Here is a 14,728-nt window from a genome sequence, read left to right as displayed (position 1 = left end):
GTTCCCCCCGGTTACCTGAGGGCAGTGTGCCCGTCGGAGCGACGTTCGCCAAGCCGCGGTTGATCCTTCTCCCGCTGCGGGAGCAGGTGGCAGCCGAAGCCTGACGGATGAGGGGTCGCGCCGACGTGTCCGAAGATCGCTTGCAAAAGCTGGCAAAGCGCATGCGTCGTCAGTCGACAACGACGGAGCGGAAGCTCGGGGCGATCCTGCGAGATCGGCGGCTGGAGGGCCTGAAGTTCCGCCGGCAGGTTGTCATTGGGGCTTATGTCGCGGATTTCGTCTGCATGCGACATCGCCTGATCGTCGAAGCGGACGGGCCGTTTCATGACGCGGAGCGGGACGCCGTTAGGGACGGTTGGCTCAAGTCGCAGGGGTTTCGCGTCTTGAGGTTCGAAAACCAGCAGATCGAACTGCGGGACTGGGAGGTCGTCGGGGCGATTGTGGAGGCGGTGGGTCCGAACGGCGGATAGGGCGGCGCGACCCCTCATCCGACCCGCTTCGCGGCCCACCTTCTCCCGCAAGGGGAGAAGGAAGACTAGACCGGATTGCACACGGGATAGGCCATTTGCCAGTTCGCCACTGAGAACGTAACGAAGGCCGACACCATCAGGAGAACCATGATCCATGTTGTCGGGGAGCGGGGCCGAGCTCGGGCGAAGCGGAAGGCAGCCCAGAGCCAGATGAGCATCAACACGGCTGGTATGATGGTGAAGCTCAGGCTCGCGAGGTCTTGCCCCATCAAAATGCCGTGGGACTCCCCGCCGACGACCTCGGGAAGATTCCGGACGGCTGCGTCCCTGTCCGCCCCAAAGACGTCGAGTTGCGCGAAGAATACCGCCGGCTCGGCGACAATGTTTCGGACTGCGCATCCAAACGTCACGCCCGCGCTCGCCATCAGCCCGGCCATGGCGAGGATGATGCCCTCAAGGACACGTTCACCGACCGGGCTGAGGCGGGGCAGCATCAGATCAGCTTGCTCATCGCCAGCGCGGTGTCGCTCATGCGGGTCGCGAAGCCCCACTCGTTGTCGTACCAGCTGAGGACGCGGACCAGCGAGCCGTCGATGACCTGGGTCTGGGGTAGGGCGACGGTCGAGGAGGCGGCGATGTGGTTCATGTCGGAGGACACGACCGGATCGGTGGTGGTGGCCAGGACGCCCTTCATCGGGCCGTCAGCGGCGGCCTGGAGGGCGGCGTTGACCTCTTCGACGGTGGTATCGCGACCGGCGACGATCTTGAGGTCGACGACCGAGACGTTCGGGGTCGGGACGCGGATCGAGGAACCGTCCAGCTTGCCCTTCAGCTCCGGCAGCACCAGGCCGACCGCCTTGGCCGCGCCGGTCGAGGTCGGGATCATGGAAAGGCCGGCGCCGCGGGCGCGGTAGAGGTCCTTGTGCATCGTATCCAGCGTCGGCTGGTCGCCGGTGTAGGCGTGGATCGTCGTCATGTAGCCGCGCTCGATGCCGACCAGATCGTTCAGGACCTTGGCGACCGGGGCCAGGCAGTTGGTCGTGCACGAGGCATTGGAGACGATGACGTCTTCGCTGGTCAGAACGCCGTCATTGACGCCGAAGACGATGGTCTTGTCGGCGTTCTCACCCGGCGCCGAGATCAGCACGCGCTTGGCGCCGGCCTTCAGGTGGGCCTCGGCCTTGTCGCGGGCGGTGAAGATGCCGGTGCACTCAAAGGCGATGTCGACGCCCAGATCCTTGTGCGGCAGGTTGGCCGGATCGCGCTCGGCGGTCACCTTGATCTTCCCCGTCCCGACGTCGATCCAGTCATCGCCCGCTTCGACCGTGCCGGGGAACCGGCCATGGACCGAATCGTAGCGCAGCAGGTGCGCATTGGTCGCCACGGGGCCCAGGTCGTTGATCGCCACCACCTCAATGTCGGTGCGGCCGTGTTCGGCGATCGAGCGAAGGACGAGGCGGCCGATGCGGCCAAAACCGTTGATGGCGACGCGGGTGGTCATAGATGAGGCTCCTGATGCGTAGGTCGAGCGCGCGGGGGAGCGCGCGGCGCGACCCGAGAAATAGGGATGGCGCGGTATCGGGGCCAGACCCGTTTTGGTCAACCCCCGGTCCGGTCACACGGGGTGAGGGGATGTTGCGGAGCTTGCGGCCTTCTCCCCACGGGAGAGGGATCAGGGCGAAAGAGGCAGCGTCAGCCGCGCCGCCAACCCACCCCCGTCACGATTGAACAGCACCACGTCGCCGCCATGGGCACGGGCGGCGCCGCGCGCGACGGCGAGGCCGAGGCCGGTTCCGCCGGTGTCACGGTTGCGGCTCTTTTCACCGCGGTGGAAGGGCTCGAAGACCGTCTCCAGCTCGTCGGGCGATAGACCGGGGCCGGTGTCGAAAACCGTAACGACGCCAAGGCCCGGTTCGGTCGTCACCGTGACCTGTGCGGACCCGGCGAACTTAACGGCGTTTTCGACCAGATTGGCCAGGGCGCGGCGCAGGTTGAGGCTCTCACCCATGACCCGAACGCCGGGGCTGGCCTCGACGGAGGCGTCGGCCCCCACTTCATTGAGGTCATGCACGACCGAGGCGGCCAGGGCCGACAGATCGAGCGGGACGCGGTCTTCGCGCACCGTCTCGCCGCGCACATACGATAGTGCCTGGGAGATCATGCCGTTCATCTGCTCGATGTCCTCGGCCATGCGGTCGCGGATCTCGGGGTCGGCCTGCTCGGCGCGGAAACGCAGGCGGGTCAGCGGTGTGCGCAGATCGTGGGCAATGGCGGCGACCATCTGGGTCCGGCCCTCGACATAGCGGTTGAGCTGGGTCTGCATATCGTTGAAGGCGTGGGCGGCGTTGCGGACCTCAGCCGGCCCGGTCACGTCAAGCGGCGGGGCATGGGGATCGGACCCGAGGCGTTCAGCCGCCTGGGCGAACAGGCGGATCGGCCGAGCCAGCCGTCGGGCCATCAACCACGCCAGCGGCAACAGCAGGGCCAAGGTTCCCAGGAAGGTCAGCAGCATCCGTGTATGCCACGGCGACCATAGACCGCTCGGCGGGCTGACCGTGGCCCAGCGGCCATCCTCCAGGCGGACGCTGGCAATGAAGGGCGGAAAGCGAAGCTCTTCGGTGAAGACCGTGATCTGCTGGCGGGCGTGGCCTTCTGAGGTGCCCCGGATGTCTTCCGTCAGGACCTGAACGCGAGATCCGGGCGGCGGTACGGTGGGCGGCGCTGCGTCTGTGGGTTGCTGCCCGCCGGGTCCCCGCCGGATGATGATGGTTTCGGTGCGACGCTGCTGGCCGAGCGAGAGGGTTCCGCCTCCGTCCTGCGGCGACCAGCGGCCCCCCAGTTCGTTGTGAATGCGGCGGTGTTCGGCTCCGTCGACGACAGGCACGCGGACCCGCACGGCGTCGGCTTCGAGATTGAGGCGTCTTTGGAGGGCCAGGGATATGACCCGCGCCAGGGGGTCCTGATCGGCCTGGGCGGCGACGGGTGCCGTATCGGAGACGGTTCGCTTGAGCGAGCGGCCCTCGGCGGTTCGAACCGTTTGACCTTCGAGTGCCGAAACGGCTTCGTCGATGGTAAAACCCGGCTGCGCCGGCGGCGGAGCGTGCAGGATGGCCGCGAAACAGATGGCCATGGCCAGGGCAATCGACACGGCGACCAGGGCTGCGATCTGAACAAAGATCGGGAGCGACAGACGCGGCGACGTCATGCCGGACGCACCTGAACAGCTAGGCGATAGCCTTCGCCGCGCACGGTTTCGATGACGTCGCGGCCCGTGCCGTCGTCGAGCTTTTTCCGTAGGCGGCTGATCTGAACGTCAACGGCCCGATCGAAGCTCTCGGCGGTGGGGCCATGGGCGAGGTCGAGCAGCTGATCGCGGGTCAGGATGCGGCCCGGCCGTTCCACGAAAACCTGCAACAGACGAAATTCACCCGATGACAAGGCGGTCATGGAGCCCTGGTTGTCGGTTAATTCGCGCCGAACCAGATCAAGTCTGAAGGCCCCTAGCCAGACGGCCTGGCCACCTGTTTGGGGCCGGTCGCCGCCCCGACGCAGGACGGCGCGGATACGGGCCAGAAGCTCTCGCGGATTGCAGGGCTTGGGCAGATAGTCTGCGGCCCCCAGTTCCAGTCCCACGATCCGATCCGTGTCTTCGCCCATGGCTGACAGCATGATGACCGGCGGTCCATCCTCGGCCAGGCGACGACAGACGGACAGGCCGTCTTCTCCCGGCATCATCAGATCGAGCACCACAATATCGGCAGAGGATCGGGCCAGCAGCCGGTCCATTTCACGCGCATCAGCGGCACCTTCGGCCTGAAAACCCTGGCGGATCAGATAGTCGGTCAGGACATCGCGGATGCCGGGGTCGTCGTCGACAACCAGGATCCGGGCCTGGGCGGGGGCGGGGGCTTTCATGTGACCAATCTGACCGGAGGGCTTGGCGAAAAGATTTCACCGCTGAAATATGCGCGCAAGACAGGCCTGTTGAAACTGCCGGGACAGGGCGGGATCGCCCGAGGGTCTTGAGGAGACATGAGATGAAAATTCTGTTCGCCGCCGCCAGCCTGCTCGCGCTCGTTCCCGCCGCCGCTCAGGCTCAGGAAAACGTCCGCCGGGAAGAGCGGGTCGTTGTCATGGCCGGGCCGGGTGGTCCGATGCAGATCGGGGACGAGGGCCTGAGCCGCGAGGCCTTCATGGCTCGCCACACCCAGATGTTTGACCGGATGGATGCCGACCACAACGGCACGGTCACGCGCGAAGAAATGGCGGCGATGCACGGCGCGATGGGCGGTATGGAGCACGGACCTGGCCATGGCCCCGCCATGGCTATGTTCACCGGAGATGACGGCGAACAGGTCGTTCTGAACGGCGACGGTGAATGGACCTCAGAGGACGGGTCACGCCGTATCGTCGTGCGTCGCCACGGCCCGGACGGTGCGCCGATGTCGATGGCGGGTGAAACGATCAATATCGAGGCTGATGCTCAGGGTGAGGGCGGCGAACGCCGCATCGTGATCCGTCGTCGCGGACCCGACGGTGAGACGGTGGATGTCCACGAAGGGCCGGGCGAGTGGATGTCAGAGGGGGGCGAGCGCCGCATCATCCTGGGCGGGCCTGGCGACGAAGGCGGTGAGCGCCACGTCATGGTCTTCCGCCACAGCGCCGAGGGCGGCATCGACGCCGATGGTGATGGTCGCTGGAGCTTCGAGGAAATGGTCGCGCCCATGCGCGAGCACTTCAACCAACTGGACGCCAACCACGATGGCTTCGTCGATGAGGCCGAGCGGGCGCACTAACCCCGACGCCAAAGCGCCCTTCTCCCCCTGTGGGGGAAGGGAACTATCGGCTCACCACGCGGACTTCGCCGGCGGCTTCTCGCGCGCGTTCGCGGGCCTGGTCGGTGTCGTTGCCGGTGGCGGTGGCGACGCCCATCCGGCGATGGCGGAAGGCTTCGGGCTTGCCGAAGAGGCGCAGGTCGGCGGTCGCGACCGATAGGGCGTCGGCCACGCCCTCATAGGCCACCCCGTGCGCCTCGATGCCGCCGTAGATGACGGCGCTGGCCCCGACGGCGCGGCGGGTCACATCGACCGGCAGGCCGAGAATGGCGCGGGCGTGGAGCGCAAACTCGGACTGGACCTGTGTGGCGAGAGTGACCAGGCCGGTGTCGTGCGGGCGCGGGCTGACCTCCGAGAACCAGACCTGATCGCTTTTCACGAATAGCTCAACACCGAAGACGCCCAAGCCCGCGAGATCATCGGTGACGGCGCGGGCGATGCGCTGTGCTTCTGTCAGGGCGGCGTCGGTCATGGGCTGGGGTTGCCAGCTCTCGACGTAGTCGCCCTTGTCCTGGCGATGGCCGATGGGGTCGCAGAAGTCGGTGACGACCTCGCCGTTCCTGAGCGAGCGCACGGTCAGGAGGGTGATCTCATAGTCGAAGTCGATCCGGCCCTCGACGATGACGCGCGCCGTCTCGACCCGGCCGCCGGACTGGGCGTAGGCCCAGGCGTCGGCGATCTGGTCGGGCGTCTCGACAAAGGATTGGCCTTTGCCCGACGAGGACATCACCGGCTTGACGAAACAGGGGAAGCCGACCGAAGCTGCGCCCTCGGCCAGTTCTTGTTCCGAGCCGGCGAAGGCGTAGGGGCTGGTCGGCAGGCCCAACTCTTCTGCGGCCAGGCGGCGGATGCCCTCACGGTTCATGGTCAGCTGCACGGCGCGGGCGGTCGGGATGACGCGGGCCAGCCCGGCCTGTTCGATCGCCACCAGGACTTCGGTCGCGATGGCTTCGATCTCGGGCACGATGATGTGCGGGGCCTCGGCCAGGATGACGCCGTTCAGCACCTGGGCGTCGGTCATGGGGACGACGTGGCTGCGGTGCGCGACCTGCATGGCCGGAGCGTTGGGATAGCGGTCCACCGCAATGACCTCGGCCCCGAGGCGTTGCAGCTCGATGGCCACTTCCTTGCCGAGTTCGCCGGCGCCCAGGAGCATGACTCGAACGGCCGTGTCGGAGAGCGGGGTGCCGAGGCGGGGGGAGGTCACTGGGCAGGTTCCGTCGGTGGGTAGGCCTGGCGCAGGAAGGCCGGGCCCATCTGGGCAAAGATGGTGGAATGGGTCAGGTCGTGGCGCGGCTCGTAGGTCCAGAGCAGACCCTCGGGCGGCGCTTCGGTCAACGCTTCGATGAGGGCGTCAAGACCCGCCTGCATCTCTCCGCCCTCGTCGCCGATGGTCAAAAGGAGCTGTCGGTCGCCAGTCGGGTGCTCAGCCAGAAGGGCGGCGGCGTCTGCACCGAGCGAAGCGTGGTCCCACCACATTGACGGGCTGACCGCGAGATACCGGTCGAACAGGTCCGGCGTGTTGAGGAAGGTTTCGACGATGAAGAGGGCGGCCGCGGATTCGCCCATTACGGCATCGTCGCCGCTGGTTCGGTAGTGGGCCTCGACCCACGGCTTCACCTCAAGTTCAAGGAAACGGCGGAAGCGGTCGGATTGGCCGTGGTTGGGCCATTGGCGAAGGATCCGCCGGTCGGTGGAGCGCCAGGTCAGCTCATTCTGGCGGTCCATGGAGGCGACGCCGACGAAGATGACGTCGGCCATCTCGCCATTCGCCATGAGGCCGGCTGCCGTGTTGGCGTAGGCGGGGAAGTCCTGGGTCTGCCCGCCATCCAGCAGATAGACGACCGGCCAGACCCGATCGGGCTGATCGGCGTAGCCTTGAGGCAGCAGGACGTTGAGTTCGCGGTCCATACCCATGAGGGGGCTGGCGAGGGTGAAGTTCTCGCCGATAGCGGCTGTGGCCTGAGGCGGGGCGTCGGCTATCGTCTGGGCTTGGGTCGGAGACGCCAGGGCCATGACAGCGGCGACGGCCAGAAGCAGACGGCGGATCGCCGTGTCAGAGTGGAGCGTGCCGAGTTTCATCTTCCTATCCTCCCATGTCGCGAAGCGACGGGGGGAGGGGACCGCGAAGCGGTGGAGGGGGCAAGCCCCGTGCACCCTGTCGGCCGTCGCCCGCTCCACCATCCTTCGGATGGTCCCCCTCCCCCGCTGTCGCGGTGGAGGATCAATCAGAGTCGCGCCTTCGCCGCAGCGACAACCGCCTCAGCCGTGACGCCGAACTTCTCGTACAGCACCTCAGCCGGAGCCGACGCCCCGAAGCCGGTCATGCCGACGAAGCCGCCGTCCTCACCGATGAAGCGGTCCCAGCCCTGGCGGATGGCGGCCTCGACAGCGACGCGGACGGTGCCACGCCCGAGAACCGAGGCCTGGTATTGGGCGTCCTGCTGTTCGAAAAGCTCGAAACACGGGACCGAGACGACGCGAGTCGGGACACCTTCGGATTCGAGCGTTTCGGCGGCCTTGAGCGCCAGCGCCAGCTCCGTGCCGGTGCCGAACAGGGTGACGCGGGCTTCGCCCGAGGCGGCCTTGATTTCATAGGCCCCTCTGGAAGAGAGGTTCTCCCGTGCGGCTGCGGTGCGAACGGCTGGGGTCTTCTGGCGCGAGAGGGCCATGGCCGAGGGCGTGGCCTTCGATTGCAGGGCGATCTGCCAGCATTCCATCGCCTCGATGGTATCGGCCGGGCGGAAGACGTTGAGGTTCGGAATGGCGCGCAGGGCCGCCAGGTGTTCGACCGGCTGGTGCGTTGGGCCGTCTTCGCCCAGACCGATCGAGTCGTGGGTCAGGACGTGGATGGCGCGCACGCCCATCAGGGCACCCAGGCGGATGGCCGGACGGCTGTAGTCCGAGAAGACCATGAAGGTGCCGCCATAGGGGATGACCCCGCCGTGCAGGGCCAGACCATTCATCGCCGCCGCCATGCCGAACTCACGGATGCCGTAGTTGACGTAGCGACCCGCGTAGTCGGGCGCGTCGAAGATCGGCGTGCCCTTGACGTAGGTGTTGTTCGAGCCGGTCAGATCGGCTGAGCCGCCGATCATTTCGGGGATGGCGGCAAACAACTGATCCAGAGCCGCGCCGGATGACTGGCGCGTGGCCTGGGCGGGTTGGGTCGTGACCAATTCGGCCATGGCGGCTTCGAGTTTGTCGAAGGCGTCGGCGGGCAGGTCACCCTTCATCGCGCGGGTGAACTCGGTGGCCTGGCCGGAGGCCGCAAGACGGGCTTCCCAGGCCTTGCGATGCTTGGTGCCCCGGCGACCGACGGACTTCCAGGCCCTTGCGATGTCTTCAGGCAGGTCGAACGGCTCATGCGTCCAGCCCAGGGCCTGACGGGTGGCCGCGATCTCGGCGGCACCCAGGGCCGCACCGTGGGTCTTGTGGCTACCCTCCATGGTGGCGGCACCCTTGCCGATCCGGGTCTTGCAGGCGATCAGAGTCGGCTTGTCCTGGCGGGTTGCCCAGCGCAGGGCGGCGGCGATGGCCTTGTGATCATGGCCGTCGATGGCCTTCACAGCCCAGCCGGCGGCTTTGAAACGCGCCGCCTGATTGGTGGTGTCGGACAGCGATACCTTGCCGTCGATGGTGATCTCGTTGTCGTCCCACAGCACGGTCAGCTTTGACAGCTTCAGGCGACCGGCCAGGGCGATGGCTTCCTGCGAGACGCCTTCCATCAAACAGCCGTCGCCGGCCACGACCCAGGTGCGATGGTCAACGAGGCCGTCGCCATATTTGGCGGCAAGGTGGCGCTCAGCCATGGCGAAGCCGACGGAGGTGGCCAGGCCCTGCCCCAGCGGGCCCGTCGTGACTTCGACCCCCGACATATGGCCAAACTCGGGATGGCCGGCGGTTCGTGATCCCCACTGGCGGAAGTTGGCCAGTTCGTCCCGGGTCGCGGCCTTGTACCCGGTCAGGTGCAGCAGGGCGTAGATCAGCATCGAGCCGTGGCCTGCCGACAGGATGAAGCGATCCCGGTCGGCCCAGTCAGGGCGCCCGGCTTCGAACTTGAGGAACCGGGAAAACAGGACCGTGGCAACATCCGCCATGCCCATGGGCATTCCGGGATGGCCCGACTTGGCCTTCTCGACCCCGTCCATGGCGAGCACGCGGATGGCGTCGGCCATTCGGACCGGAGATGGCTTGGATACGGTCGGGCTGGCGTCGGCCATGAGGCAGTCGCTCCGGGGTCAGATAGATTTCAAGGGCGCGGGCGCTTTACCCCGAAGGGCGCGTAGGTTCTATATGGATTCGAGACAAAAGGCGGACGGAGCACCCCATGTCCGACAATTTGACCACAGCGACCGACCGGCTGAGCCGGGCTCTGGCGACGCTGGAGGCCCGAACGCGTGACGTCAAGGCACGCGCGGCCGTCGGTGATGACGACCTGTTCGCAGGGCCGACACCGGCCATGGACGAGGCGTTGCGGGCGGCGGCTCAACAGGCCTCGGATGCTCTGGATCAGGCCGCCAGCGCGCTGCGCGACGCTATCGGCGAGGAGAACTAGGCATGGCCACGGTCACCGTCGAGATCAATGGTCGTCCCCATCAGGTGGGCTGTGCCGAAGGCCAGGAAAGGCGCGTCATGGCCCTCGCCGCCCAGTTTGACCAGCACGTCCGCCAGGTCGCGGGGGATGTCGGCCAGGTTGGGGATCTGCGGCTGTTCCTGATGGCCGGCCTTTTGCTGGCGGACGAGAACGCGGACCTCAAGTCCAATGTTCAGCTTCAGCCGACGGCGGACGATGCCGCAGTCGTAGAGGCCCTGAATATGGCGGCTGAGCGGATCGAAAAGCTGGCTGCGGGGCTTTAATTTGGCTTGGGCTGGGAAACCAGGCAGCCTGTTGATTGCGTCTACCGCAACAGGTTCAACAAGCTGACGTCACGAAGCTGGTTGATGACCTGGGCACTGGCCTGGATGGCAATCTGGGACAGGTTCAGGTCGGTCACCGCCTGGGACATGTCGGCATCGGTGCGGTTCCCGATAAGATCCCCGAGCTGGAGTTGCTGGGCTTCCTGGGCCGTCAGGAGCGCCTCCACCCGGTTTTGCAGGGCTCCGTTGCGGGCACTGGCAAGGACGGTGCCCTCGCGTGCGCTGTCAAAGGCGGCCAGCTGCTGTTGCAGGAACGCCTTTCCGGCGTCGTCCAGCCTGCCCGTGATCGGGCCATTCGGACCGGTGTGATAGGCCTGAACCGCGCGCAGGACCTCCATCAGCGGCCCCCCGATTTCGTTGGCGAGGAAGCCGGTGGACACCACCATGGTGTCGTCCAGCCGCGAGGATGAGACGAGCTGATCGTTGGAAAAGACGTCATCCAGCGTGGGTTCTGCGGCCAGGTCCGTCAGGGTGGACGCCTCGACCGGCATGTCGGTCGTGCGCGCGCCCGCGAACAAATAGGCCCCCTGGTGTTTCAGATTCAGGGCCCCCTGGGCGGACTGGAAAGCCCCTTCCAACTCGAGCATCAGGCCGTCAAAACGGCCGGCTGCCAGGGCATTGGCCACGGCCTCGCGGGCGATGTCGGTGGACTCGATGAGCCGATCGAAGGCGAGGGCCTGGGTGTCAAGCCGCGCCTTCACCGCTTCGCCTGTGGCGATGAAGCCGGAGAGCCGTGCATCGGCGGCCTTCAGCGCCGTCAGGGTTTCTGCGCCGCGCCCGAAGCCGCTGAGGTCGGTCGCCACCTTGCCGGTGGCGATCCGGTTCTGGGCGTCCTGCTGACGCGACTGGGCGCGCTGGAGGTCAAGCAGGGCCGACTGGAAGTTCGAGTTGGTCGCTACGCGGGTCATTGAACCATCCCAAGAAGGACGTCGTACAGATCCTTGGCCGCCTGGATCATCCGGGCGGAGGCGTTGAAGGCCTGCTGGTAGGTGGTCAGATTGACCAGTTCCTCATCCAGATTGACGCCCTCGTGGGACGCCTGACGCTGGCGGGCCTCGGTGCGAACGGCGGTTGCCGCGTCGGCACGCGATTGATTGGCGGCAGCGCGCCCACCAATGTCACCCGCCAATTCCGATACATAGCGGGTGATCGACATGGACGAGGCCCCAACGCTGCCCGCGGCATCGAAGGTGGCTGTGCGCTCTCCGGCGTCCGCCAGGGTCAGCGCACCACGACCGTCGCCGGCCGACAGGGCCGGTGTGCCGGGGGCGGCGTTCAGATCAAGCCTGGCCAGGGCAAGGCGGCTGGGTTGCGCCAGAATATCGCTGCGTACCGAAAAACCATCCAGCCGCGAGGATCGCACGCCGCGACCCAGGCCGAACAGTTCGCTCAGCGAGACACTGGACGTGGTCTGGGTGGTGGTGTCGCCGACCACCGAATAGCTGACGCTTGAGCCGGGCAGGGGTGTGAAGCCCATGCGGCCCTGGGCATCCAGGGCAAAGGTCCCCATGCGGCCTACGCCTGTCATGGGATCGTTCAGGGCGCTGACCAGATCGGCCATGGTGGCACCCGGCGGGATCTGCACCGTAATGTCACGCAGACGGGCACCCGAAGCGCCGGCAAAGCGGAAGCTGATGGTTTCACCCGCGGTGAAGCCGTGGGGCGATGCCGCTGTCAGGCCCGTGTCATACAGGGCCGGGCGATCCGACCGGATCAGGTCGTTCAGCCCGAAGAAGTGTGAGAACCCGCGGTCGGTCTTGCTGGACGGACTGGCAGGGTCGTCTGCGATGACGACGCCGTTGGCCGTGTTGGTCGCCTGGAACGACAGGACACCATTGTTGAAGGTCGCGGTGGCCGCGCCGCCCAGTTCGGCATTGAGCACGCTGAGAAAATTGGCCGGCGTCGCCGCCGTTCCGTTGACCGTCATGGTGCCACCGGAGAAGACGACTTCGGCCCGGGCGACGATCGCGCCCGAACCATTGGTCACGGCAACGTTGGTGGTGCCCGAGAAGCCGGCAATCGCAGCTTCGAAGCTGGTGCCGACATTGCGACCCGTCAGACTGGTCGGGGCGGGAACCGAGGTCGAGGCGTTGTGCGCGCGGTTCAACTCGTCGGCGATGCGAGTGACCAGTTCCGAAAGGCGTTGAGAGGCGGCGGGAGCTTCCTGATCACGCAGCTCGACGAGGCCGCGCAACTCTCCTGAGCCCAGATGATCCAGCAGCGAACGTTTGGCCCCGCGTGGCTCGGTCAGCCAGATGTCGTCAAAGGCTGTCTCGGCATTGACGGCTCCGGCGCGCTGATACTCCAGCGTTGCATGGCCGTCGCCGGCCAGCAGCATGCCGGTGCCGGTGCGGATCTGGACCCCGCCGACCGGACGCACCGATACGCGGATATCCATGATGCCGGACAGTTGGTCGATCAGACTGGCCTGGGCGGCCTCGGCCCCGGTCGTATCGCCGCCGGCCACCGAGGCGCGCGAGATTTCGACGTTCATCGCCTCGATCTGGCTGAGCAGCTCATTGGCCCGAGCGACCCCGGCGGAAATGCGGGCGTCGGCATCTTCGCGGACCGCCTGAATCTGGCCGGCGATGCGTGTCGCCTCGTCGAACAGCACCTGGGTCTGGCTCAGCGCCTGCTGGCGATAGGGCCCCGAGATGGCGTTGTCGGACAGAGTGGAAAAAGCAGAAAAGAGCGAATTGACCTGACCCAGAATGCCGCCCGAGCCACCGGGATCTCCCATCAGGGACTGGATGCGGTCATAGAGTTCGGCGCGGACCCCGTACCGCCCGGCGTCGGCCTCGGCGTTCAGGCTGGCGGCCTGAAGGAAACGGTCGGTGGCCAGACGGATACGCGCAACCTCAACGCCGGCCCCGATTCCATTGGAGGCATAGGCGACCTGATCGGCGATCTTGCGGACATAGCCCGGCGTGTTGACGTTCGAGACATTGTCCGAAACCACGCGCAACTGCGTCTGGGCCGTCATCAGGCCCGACGTCGCGGTGTTCATGATCAGGTTCAGGCTCATGGCGTGAACGCGTACCGGCAGGCTTTGCGCCGACCCGGCGAATTCTGCCGGGTTCTGACTGCGGATTTACACGCCAAGTCTTTGAAAGGCGTAACACTTCTTCAGGCTCGACACCGGGCCCGACAAGGTTAACCGCAAGAAGGGGGCCAAGACCGCCTAGGAGGTCATCCCCGCTGTCGTTCACGGCCTGATACTGTCGGAATGACCGTCCCGATCCGCGCCCGGATTTTGCACGATTTGCACGATTTGCACTGTGTTTTCACAGTGCAAAACTGGCAGCGAATAGACCTAGGCTTTCATCATTTTCGCAAAGCGATCAAATAGATAGAGGCTGTCCGTCGGCCCCGGCGAGGCCTCCGGGTGGTGTTGAACGCTGAATACGGGGCGGTCCTTCAGGGCGATGCCGCAGTTGGTGCCGTCGAACAGGCTGACGTGGGTTTCTTGCACCGTGTCGGGCAGGCTGTCGCGATCGACGGTGAAGCCGTGGTTCATCGACACGATCTCGACCTTGCCGGTGGTCAGATCCTTGACCGGATGATTGGCCCCGTGGTGGCCCTGATCCATCTTGATGGTGCGCGCGCCCAGCGCGATCGCCAGCATCTGGTGACCCAGACAGATGCCGAAGATCGGCTTGCCGCTGTCGACCAGCTTGATGATCTCGGGCACGGCATAGTCGCCGGTCGCCGCCGGGTCGCCCGGGCCGTTGGACAGGACCACGCCGTCCGGGTTGCGGGCCAGGATGTCTTCCGCCGCCGTGTCCGCCGGCACCACAGTGATCTTCGCGCCGGTCGAGGCCAGGGCGCGCAGGATGTTGCGCTTGACCCCATAGTCGATGACCACGACGGACTTGTCCGTGGCATCCACGCGCGGATAGCCCTCCGGCCAATCCCAAAGCCCCTGATCCCAGTCGAAGGCCTGGAGCGTCGAGGCGGGCTTGGCCAGGTCCAGGCCGACCAGGCCGGTCCAGGCCTTCGCCTGCTGGACCAGTGCCGGAATGTCGAACACGCCCGCCGGGTTGTGAGCGATGACGCCGTGGGGTGCGCCGCCATCGCGGATGCGGGCGGTCAGGGCGCGGGTGTCGATCCCGGCCAGGCCGACGACGTTGCGCCGCTTCATCCAGCCGTCCAGATCGCCATCACTGCGCCAGTTGGCCGGGGCGGTTGGGACATCACGGAACACCGCGCCGACCGCAGCCGTCGTCGAGCCGGTATCGGCCACCTGTTCGACGTCCTCGTCATTCACGCCGACATTGCCGACGTGCGGAAAGGTAAAGGCCAGAATTTGCTGCATATAGGACGGGTCGGTCAGGATCTCCTGATAGCCGGTCATGGCGGTGTTGAAGACGACCTCGCCCAGGGCCGCGCCCTCGGCCCCGCAGCCGAGGCCCTGCAGCACCGTCCCGTCCGCCAGAACCAGAACCCCGGTCACGCCTTTGATCAATTCGGTCATGGGGCTCTCCTTACACCGAATCCCGGCGG

14 protein-coding genes are annotated in these 14,728 nt (G+C 66.4%); 4 read left to right on the top strand and 10 right to left on the bottom strand.

Features of this window, described 5'->3' with window-relative positions; all coding sequences use genetic code 11:
- The first annotated feature begins 107 nt into the window (after window positions 1-107).
- Window positions 108-470 carry an endonuclease domain-containing protein gene (locus G391_RS15505; protein ID WP_035304549.1) on the top strand — a complete coding sequence of 121 codons (363 nt, stop codon included), beginning with the start codon at window positions 108-110 and terminating at the stop codon, window positions 468-470.
- Window positions 471-535: 65 nt separating this feature from the next.
- Here the strand turns inward: G391_RS15505 and G391_RS0112865 are convergent, their stop codons facing one another.
- The 4 genes from G391_RS0112865 to G391_RS0112850 form a co-directional block, all read right to left on the bottom strand.
- Window positions 536-964, bottom strand: a complete 429-nt coding sequence (locus G391_RS0112865) for a hypothetical protein (protein ID WP_029087878.1) — start codon at window positions 962-964, stop codon at window positions 536-538.
- Complete coding sequence (gene gap / locus G391_RS0112860; RefSeq protein ID WP_029087877.1) at window positions 964-1,971, bottom strand: type I glyceraldehyde-3-phosphate dehydrogenase; 1,008 nt, start codon at window positions 1,969-1,971, stop codon at window positions 964-966. Before gap ends, G391_RS0112865 begins: the two co-directional genes overlap by 1 nt.
- Before the next feature lie 171 nt (window positions 1,972-2,142).
- On the bottom strand, window positions 2,143-3,675 hold the full coding sequence (locus G391_RS0112855) for an ATP-binding protein (RefSeq protein ID WP_029087876.1): 1,533 nt from the start codon (window positions 3,673-3,675) through the stop codon (window positions 2,143-2,145).
- Complete coding sequence (locus G391_RS0112850) at window positions 3,672-4,385, bottom strand: response regulator (protein ID WP_051257388.1); 714 nt, start codon at window positions 4,383-4,385, stop codon at window positions 3,672-3,674. Before G391_RS0112850 ends, G391_RS0112855 begins: the two co-directional genes overlap by 4 nt.
- Window positions 4,386-4,507: 122 nt before the next feature.
- Here G391_RS0112850 and G391_RS0112845 point away from each other — a divergent pair, with 122 nt between their 5' ends.
- Window positions 4,508-5,266, top strand: coding sequence for an EF-hand domain-containing protein (locus G391_RS0112845; protein ID WP_029087874.1), 759 nt, complete (start codon window positions 4,508-4,510; stop codon window positions 5,264-5,266).
- 43 nt (window positions 5,267-5,309) lie between these two features.
- Here G391_RS0112845 and purT read toward each other — a convergent pair whose 3' ends face one another.
- From purT to tkt, 3 genes are all read right to left on the bottom strand, one after another.
- On the bottom strand, window positions 5,310-6,512 hold the full coding sequence (gene purT, locus G391_RS0112840; RefSeq protein WP_029087873.1) for a formate-dependent phosphoribosylglycinamide formyltransferase: 1,203 nt from the start codon (window positions 6,510-6,512) through the stop codon (window positions 5,310-5,312).
- A complete protein-coding gene (locus G391_RS14895) occupies window positions 6,509-7,387 on the bottom strand; it encodes an alpha/beta hydrolase (RefSeq protein ID WP_051257387.1) in 879 nt (292 codons plus the stop codon). Before G391_RS14895 ends, purT begins: the two co-directional genes overlap by 4 nt.
- 146 nt (window positions 7,388-7,533) lie before the next feature.
- Window positions 7,534-9,528 carry a transketolase gene (gene tkt, locus G391_RS0112830; RefSeq protein ID WP_029087872.1) on the bottom strand — a complete coding sequence of 665 codons (1,995 nt, stop codon included), beginning with the start codon at window positions 9,526-9,528 and terminating at the stop codon, window positions 7,534-7,536.
- 107 nt (window positions 9,529-9,635) lie between these two features.
- Here tkt and G391_RS0112825 point away from each other — a divergent pair, with 107 nt between their 5' ends.
- Together G391_RS0112825 and G391_RS0112820 are read left to right on the top strand one after the other, a co-directional pair.
- The gene (locus G391_RS0112825; protein WP_029087871.1) at window positions 9,636-9,863 is read left to right on the top strand and encodes a hypothetical protein; all 228 of its coding nucleotides are present in this window, start codon (window positions 9,636-9,638) and stop codon (window positions 9,861-9,863) included.
- A 2-nt stretch (window positions 9,864-9,865) separates the two neighbouring features.
- Window positions 9,866-10,165 carry a cell division protein ZapA gene (locus tag G391_RS0112820; RefSeq protein ID WP_029087870.1) on the top strand — a complete coding sequence of 100 codons (300 nt, stop codon included), beginning with the start codon at window positions 9,866-9,868 and terminating at the stop codon, window positions 10,163-10,165.
- A gap of 41 nt (window positions 10,166-10,206) precedes the next feature.
- Here the strand turns inward: G391_RS0112820 and G391_RS0112815 are convergent, their stop codons facing one another.
- The 3 genes from G391_RS0112815 to carA form a co-directional block, all read right to left on the bottom strand.
- On the bottom strand, window positions 10,207-11,133 hold the full coding sequence (locus tag G391_RS0112815; RefSeq protein WP_029087869.1) for a flagellin: 927 nt from the start codon (window positions 11,131-11,133) through the stop codon (window positions 10,207-10,209).
- Entirely contained in the window at window positions 11,130-13,250 is a 2,121-nt protein-coding gene (flgK, locus tag G391_RS0112810) for a flagellar hook-associated protein FlgK (protein WP_029087868.1), read from the bottom strand. The genes G391_RS0112815 and flgK overlap by 4 nt, the downstream gene beginning before the upstream one ends.
- 288 nt (window positions 13,251-13,538) lie before the next feature.
- A complete protein-coding gene (gene carA / locus G391_RS0112805; protein WP_029087867.1) occupies window positions 13,539-14,699 on the bottom strand; it encodes a glutamine-hydrolyzing carbamoyl-phosphate synthase small subunit in 1,161 nt (386 codons plus the stop codon).
- Window positions 14,700-14,728: the final 29 nt, after the last annotated feature.

It is taken from the genome of Brevundimonas aveniformis DSM 17977, assembly GCF_000428765.1.
Taxonomy (GTDB): Bacteria; Pseudomonadota; Alphaproteobacteria; order Caulobacterales; family Caulobacteraceae; genus Brevundimonas; species Brevundimonas aveniformis.
The sequence above is the reverse complement of the archived record's forward strand: the minus strand, read 5'-3'. Positions and strand labels throughout refer to the sequence as shown.

What these genes read in the sequence shown, in the direction of transcription:
- G391_RS0112820 (WP_029087870.1), top strand. Translation starts at nt 9,866, where the DNA reads ATGGCCACGGTCACCGTCGAGATCAATGGTCGTCCCCATCAGGTGGGC.
- G391_RS0112825 (WP_029087871.1), top strand. Translation starts at nt 9,636, where the DNA reads ATGTCCGACAATTTGACCACAGCGACCGACCGGCTGAGCCGGGCTCTG.
- G391_RS0112845 (WP_029087874.1), top strand. Translation starts at nt 4,508, where the DNA reads ATGAAAATTCTGTTCGCCGCCGCCAGCCTGCTCGCGCTCGTTCCCGCC.
- carA (WP_029087867.1), bottom strand. Translation starts at nt 14,699, where the DNA reads ATGACCGAATTGATCAAAGGCGTGACCGGGGTTCTGGTTCTGGCGGAC.
- tkt (WP_029087872.1), bottom strand. Translation starts at nt 9,528, where the DNA reads ATGGCCGACGCCAGCCCGACCGTATCCAAGCCATCTCCGGTCCGAATG.
- G391_RS15505 (WP_035304549.1), top strand. Translation starts at nt 108, where the DNA reads ATGAGGGGTCGCGCCGACGTGTCCGAAGATCGCTTGCAAAAGCTGGCA.
- G391_RS0112850 (WP_051257388.1), bottom strand. Translation starts at nt 4,385, where the DNA reads ATGAAAGCCCCCGCCCCCGCCCAGGCCCGGATCCTGGTTGTCGACGAC.
- G391_RS0112855 (WP_029087876.1), bottom strand. Translation starts at nt 3,675, where the DNA reads ATGACGTCGCCGCGTCTGTCGCTCCCGATCTTTGTTCAGATCGCAGCC.
- G391_RS0112865 (WP_029087878.1), bottom strand. Translation starts at nt 964, where the DNA reads ATGCTGCCCCGCCTCAGCCCGGTCGGTGAACGTGTCCTTGAGGGCATC.
- flgK (WP_029087868.1), bottom strand. Translation starts at nt 13,250, where the DNA reads ATGAGCCTGAACCTGATCATGAACACCGCGACGTCGGGCCTGATGACG.
- gap (WP_029087877.1), bottom strand. Translation starts at nt 1,971, where the DNA reads ATGACCACCCGCGTCGCCATCAACGGTTTTGGCCGCATCGGCCGCCTC.
- G391_RS0112815 (WP_029087869.1), bottom strand. Translation starts at nt 11,133, where the DNA reads ATGACCCGCGTAGCGACCAACTCGAACTTCCAGTCGGCCCTGCTTGAC.
- G391_RS14895 (WP_051257387.1), bottom strand. Translation starts at nt 7,387, where the DNA reads ATGAAACTCGGCACGCTCCACTCTGACACGGCGATCCGCCGTCTGCTT.